This window comes from Atribacterota bacterium, from assembly GCA_028717805.1.
Classification (GTDB): domain Bacteria; phylum Atribacterota; class Phoenicimicrobiia; order Phoenicimicrobiales; family Stramentimicrobiaceae; genus Stramentimicrobium.
Map to the genome: position 1 here is coordinate 1 of JAQUNC010000070.1, position 6,032 is coordinate 6,032.

The 6,032-nt window shown below is 31.5% G+C and carries 7 protein-coding genes; 1 reads left to right on the forward strand and 6 read right to left on the reverse strand.

Going from position 1 to position 6,032, the window contains the following annotated elements; all coding sequences use genetic code 11:
• The 4 genes from PHD84_10290 to PHD84_10305 form a co-directional block, all read right to left on the reverse strand.
• The coding region (locus PHD84_10290; protein ID MDD5638183.1) for an NAD-dependent epimerase/dehydratase family protein at window positions 1–273 on the reverse strand (273 nt) is incomplete at its 3' end.
• Between the two features lie 259 nt (window positions 274–532).
• Window positions 533–1,177 (reverse strand): GntR family transcriptional regulator, encoded by a 645-nt coding sequence (locus PHD84_10295; protein MDD5638184.1) that lies wholly within the window; start codon window positions 1,175–1,177, stop codon window positions 533–535.
• Window positions 1,178–1,762: 585 nt separating this feature from the next.
• On the reverse strand, window positions 1,763–1,930 hold the full coding sequence (locus PHD84_10300) for a hypothetical protein (protein ID MDD5638185.1): 168 nt from the start codon (window positions 1,928–1,930) through the stop codon (window positions 1,763–1,765).
• 581 nt (window positions 1,931–2,511) lie between these two features.
• The gene (locus tag PHD84_10305) at window positions 2,512–4,134 is read right to left on the reverse strand and encodes a C69 family dipeptidase (GenBank protein MDD5638186.1); all 1,623 of its coding nucleotides are present in this window, start codon (window positions 4,132–4,134) and stop codon (window positions 2,512–2,514) included.
• 728 nt (window positions 4,135–4,862) lie between these two features.
• On the opposite strand from PHD84_10305, the gene PHD84_10310 reads away from it, so the two are divergent.
• Entirely contained in the window at window positions 4,863–5,510 is a 648-nt protein-coding gene (locus PHD84_10310; GenBank protein ID MDD5638187.1) for a thiamine diphosphokinase, read from the forward strand.
• A gap of 159 nt (window positions 5,511–5,669) precedes the next feature.
• On the opposite strand, the gene PHD84_10315 is transcribed toward PHD84_10310, so the two are convergent.
• Both PHD84_10315 and PHD84_10320 read right to left on the reverse strand, forming a co-directional pair.
• Window positions 5,670–5,858, reverse strand: coding sequence for a hypothetical protein (locus tag PHD84_10315; GenBank protein ID MDD5638188.1), 189 nt, complete (start codon window positions 5,856–5,858; stop codon window positions 5,670–5,672).
• On the reverse strand, window positions 5,848–6,032 hold a 185-nt coding region (locus tag PHD84_10320), incomplete at its 5' end, for a pyridoxal phosphate-dependent aminotransferase (GenBank protein ID MDD5638189.1). The genes PHD84_10320 and PHD84_10315, both read right to left, overlap by 11 nt.

A 6,032-nucleotide genomic window follows, 5' to 3' on the forward strand; every position in this document is an offset into this window, starting at 1 on the left:
GGCTAATTTGGGATTCTGTTCGGAAGTGGCAGAAAGTAAGGCTGGTAGGTGGTAAATGGTATCAATGTGGTATTTCTGGAGAAGGGCAGTGAGTGCTTTGGTATCAAGACAATCTGCTGTTTCAAAAGGACCTGAGTCTTTTAATTTATCAGAGGATGGTTTTTTGATATGGCCTCCTGCAACTACATTGGCTGAACCGTATCTATCCCGCAAAGCCAATGTCAGCTCAGAACCAATCTGCCCAGTAGCACCGATTACCAGAATGTTTTTCATTTGGGTTCCTCCCTTTTTTTTCTTTAAATAGGTAAAAATTGGTCTTCATTAATTATTTAAACTGAAAAAACAATAATGGAAAATATTTATCCTGTATAGTCTTAATATATAAAATAGGATATTAAAAAAATTATGCGCAAAAGTCTAAATAAACTTAAGCAAGAAATTCTCTAATTTTTTTACCCAGATAAAATTCTAATATACTTCTTAATCTTGTTTATTCTCTGTTTAACACTAAAATGAAAAATAGCTTATTTATCTACATAAAATTATCTATGTAATATCTTGTAGAATGCTCTAAGTGTTTTTCTAACAATTTTTTTGTTAGATTACTATCTTTTTTTATTATTGATGATAGTATATTAATATGCTCTAGAATAAATTCATTAATATCTTTTTCTTGAGAATCTATCCTATATATCACGGTTTCAATTATAAAATAAACCTGATTATAGAATTCTATTAATTTAGAATTTTTTGAACCTTCAATGATAGTTTTATGAAGTTCTAAATCAGTATTATAAAAATTATGAGAAACATCTTTTCCTCTTAAATTCTTTAATTCTAAAACTTGCTTTAATATTATTTCAAACTTTTCTTGTTTAATATTTTCTATTGCTTTATCAATGGAATAACACTCACAAATTTTTCTTATCTCCATCACCTCAAGCAATTCTTTTTTTGAAAAATTAAAAATTTTATGTACTTTATTTGGTGCGCTAATCACTATTCCATCCATTGATAATTTATTTAACGCTTCACGCACTGGAGTATGGCTAACATCATAGTATTTTGCTATTTCATCAACACTAATTTTTGCACCTAATTTTAGATCATCTCTTAGAACTCTATCTTTTATATCTTCATATAATTGGTCAGATAGATTCATATTTTTAATAATCATCATTTTTAACCTATCAATCTTTGATATTATATTTTATATATTATATATAATGTATAATCATGTCAATAATTTTAAACAATTTTTTAAAAATATTTTTGTTGTTCTTATAAAGTAAGATAGTTTTATAAAGTATTGTACAATTAAAAAAACTATTTAAATAGCATTAACTTCAGGATTAGGCTATTGATGTTGAGGATTATTAATCAATCACTAAATCTAACCACCTGCTCCCCATTCAGTTTTAATGTGGTATCACATAGAGTATCCTTCTTGTGGATTACCAGTATCTGTAGTAAAAAAACTACTTAACAGTTTGTTTTGTGATTAGAATAGTATTTACTTTTTGTCCACTTGTCCAGGCTATTACAAGAGGCACTATAAAACTGTAATAAAAATCATAGGTATCCCTAAAATTGGGAAAGCTCATAGCAAAAACCTGGTGGCTACTATCAGAACTATTAGGACAACGAAAGGAAAGTAAACTTAAATCCGTTCATTTGTTCCGATAGTGGGGGTAATTTTCTAGTAGGGTATCCATTTTAAGAGGTTTCCCTTTTCACAACAGAAAGATAACAGTGAAAAATGCTAAAACAAGATAGGTAGTATAAAGAATCCGATATAGGGCATATTTACGCCACTAGAAATAATCATTGTGTATACATTTACCGTTGAGGTTACTACGCTTAAATCCACACCAATAAACACAATTGCTGTAACATTTACTGTAGGAATGCCCATTGATTGCAAAACCATTGTTGCAATACCAACAGAAATAAGAACTTATACGCTGTCTAAGCCGATAAGGGCTCCGGGCAATAATAAAACTAATATGACAAAACCAGAGAATTAATATCTATTTATACAAAATTTCTACTATACTCTTGACTATATAGTATATTATCTTACTATCTTGGAGTATATTCATAAAGATAGTTGCTGCAGTAATAGTAAAATAATGCCTAAATAGGCAAAAGTCCCCTCAACGATATGCCTTATTGGTATACCGAATCCTGTAACCAAAGTATCCGTAAAAGTACTAATGATCATTAGTAATTTAGAAGACATTTTTTATCATTGTAATGATAAAATAAAAAATACAACCATAACTCCCAAGATCATACTTGTTTATGCACACACTATATCGCCTCCATTTATAAAGATGGACAATTTATAAATTTATTTAAATAATTTTTAGTAAATGATTTATTAGCTTTAGTATGGTAAATAATTTAACTTATTCACTCTCCCTATTTGTTTAAGTTAGCTTAATTTTTAATTATTGTATTTTATTCTTTAAAATATCTTTTTTATAAACTTTTCATTAAAATGATTGTTTATTTTTTCCCTTCTTGAAATTCTTTGTCAGCCTTTTGCCAACTATCAGAATATTTTGGGGAGGGTTCTCCAACTGCAGCACCATCAACATATTTTGCAATAAGTCTATTGCTTAAATCCCACCAGTAATCCACTACCTTGTTGGCTGTATTAACTGAATAGTTTGTAAGAAAACGAATAGCTAGGGATGGATCTTTTTCATATAATTCCAAGGCAGTAGCTTCGATAGCAGGTTGTAAAGTAAACATATCGTACATCAAATACTCTCGGGCTTCGGTTATATCCCTAATCATGTATTCATAATTCAGGTTTGCCCAATTGCTTACAAAGTTAAAAGCCCAATAAGCACTGTCTCTATGGAATATTTCTCGTGACTGATTATTGAATCTATCTGGTAATTCAGTTATACCACAGTATATTGGCATTTGAACACTTGTTGCTGCTTTATCCCAACCAAACCACATTAAACCACCTATTGGATCAGGTAACCAGTTTCTTGTTTGTACAATCAAATGATATGTCGTTGACCAGTGTGAAATAGCACGATGAACTGATGACATGCTAAAACGATCAGGGCTTCCCCAATGACCAGCCAGCGGACCTTCTGTTAAATCAAATACAGTACCCTTGTAAACATCTTTCTGAATAGCCATTATATCTTGTACTGATAGCTTCTTATCAGGTTTAATTGAAAAAGGCCATCTTTTTTGATTTGGATCAGGTTCCATAGATGGTGCTACTAAGCTGACAAGACGCCATTCGCGAAGTTCAATTTCAGGATCTGGATTACTTACAAATAATGCTTTCCCATCAGCATATACTTCATACCAAATAAACGGCTCTCCGGAGTGAGGATCCCACCAACCCATTTCTTCAGCTAGAGTATATATATTTGAGGAACCCATGAAATAATCATAATCGTTAAGGTTAATTTTACCTATCCTGCTACGATTACAATTAAAAGATACATGATCATCCGGGACTCTTTGAGCTACCCATACTGCTCCTGGTCTACCAGAATCTGGGGTCCAATCCGCTCCACCGCCAAAGATTTCAAACCACCATACTTCATTTGGATCACCTACCGACCAAGCCTCTGGTCCTCCGTAATTTGAACTATATCCATATTTTTCAGCAAGTTTACCGGCAACCATGATAGCTTCTCTAGCTGTTTTTGCTCTTTGCAAAGCAAACACCATAAGTTGGTCTGAATCCATAATTCCATTCGGATTTTCCAACTCAGGTTTACCCACTAATAGTTCATCGCTTATAAAAACCTGGTGTTCGTTCATGAAAGAAAAACAAGATTGGAAATAGGTATATGTTCTTTCTACTTGAGGTATTTCACCAACTTTTATGACCGGAACAGAATGCGGTGCACCATCCTGAAATCTATTTAAATAAACCGGTGCTATTGATCCTTGTTCAAACTTTTTTCCAGTAATGATTATAATGTTTGGATTAAATTCCCCTTCTTGGGAGCCCATATTCATAACGGAACCATCAGCTGAGGCATTTTTCCCCATATTCATATTGGTACAACAAAAAACACTTCTTTTTATTAAAATCATAAATAAAAGTATGGAACTAATTTCAATGAGAATTCTAAATTTAAATATCATAAAAATCCTCCTTTTTTGATAACTTTCTTTAACTGATTTTATCCTTAACTTTTCTTTTACAATACTACAATCTATTATTTATTTAATAACCACTGAACATGTGCTATTTTTTCTATAAAAGTAGAATAGTAATTTAAAATAATAACCTGAAATAAGCTATCAAGAGCCTCCATAATAATTAAAAGACACTAAAACCATTAAGGAGGATAATTCAGGATAACCCAACTAAATAGTAAGTCAAGAAAGACAATTTTGCAAGATTAATTAAATCAGGATAGAGATTTCTTAATAGACACCGTAAAATTCTGGGTCTTGACATTACTTTTGAGGAAAGTTAACAAGGCTATCTGAATCATTAAAACAAAATGTCTCCCTGAAATTTCCGGAGATTGATGAGGAATGACAGATTGGTAGAAGGTATATGAAGATAACCAAAGAGGATCGAATCTCACAAAAAGATGATCCTCTCTTATCTGAAGTAGAACTAATTAAAGAAGGAGTCAATAATAAGCAGGTATTGGCAGTTACTTAATTTTATAGCAAAATTGAGATTGACTCAAAGATGGTAAATTCCCACTAGATTAAATCATAAATTATTTTAATATATTTCATTATAAGAATATATATAGGTATTTGTAATGATAAAAAAATAGATAATAGTATATTCTTATTTGAAAAAATAGATTATTTATATTATGATGATTTAGAAAAAACTTTGGGATGTTATTATGGTCGAATCTCCACAAAGAATTGTAATAGTAGGCAATGGAGAAGACTGGCAAAAGGAGAAAATAATATCTTTTTGCCAATCAGCTGATTTTATAATTGCTGCTGATAATGGATTATCCTTGCTCCATGAGTTTAATATAAATCCAGACCTTATTATTGGTGATCTGGATAGTGCATCATCTAATTTATTACAACACTACCCCAATACCCCAATTGAGAAATTTCCCAGTAAAAAAGATTTCAGCGATTTGGAGTTATGTATTAAGAAGGCTATTAGTATGAATCCTAAAGAAATTGTACTTTTGGCAATAACGGGTAATTATTTTGATCATAGTTATGCCGCCATTATCAACCTCTTCCGCAATTATAAGCCAGGAATCCGGATGAACATTATCACTTCTAATTCCCTTATTTTTCCCATCAATAGAAAAACTACCTTACTTCATCTCAAAGGCAGAAGATTTTCTCTCTTCCCCTTAAGTACTATAAAAAATCTCACTATGAAGGGGGTTCAATATCAATTCCCTAAAAAAAACTTGAAGGTTACCGACTACAGTCTCAGTAATGTTATTATTGGGGAGAGGCTGGAAATTGATTTGGAAAAGGGATTGCTCTTCTGTGTTCTATTTGATAAGGGTTGGCAATGAATCTCAATTCTGTTTAAACCTTATTGATTTTTCTCTTGGTAAAGCTGAGTAGAAGTATTGATCCATTCTTCCCCATCTATTTCATTACTTTCTCATGGTATTCAGAAGGAAACTCCTCTTCCAGTCTTTCTAAATAAATCAAGAATTTTTCTTTATTATTTAAATAAAATAACAAGGACAGATAATAATTTGCATTTTAACCAACCTATCTAACCTTTGATACAACTCAATCCAGAAAGCATCAGTATTATTATTCCCTGTTACCTTCATCTCAGGATGTAGTGCCCTTACCATATAGCTAAGTGCAAATTGATCTAAATAGATAATTCTTTTATATCTATCTTTCAACTGCTTTCTTGATTCTCCTAACGCCTTCTAAAATATTCTCTCTGGATGTAGCATAAGAAAGTCTAATATATTCCTGGTTTTCTTCCTGGTTCTTTCTGCCAAAGCAGGTTCTAGCCAACACGGCAACCCCTGCTTCATATAAAAGATATTGCTGAAATTCCTTAGAATTTTTTA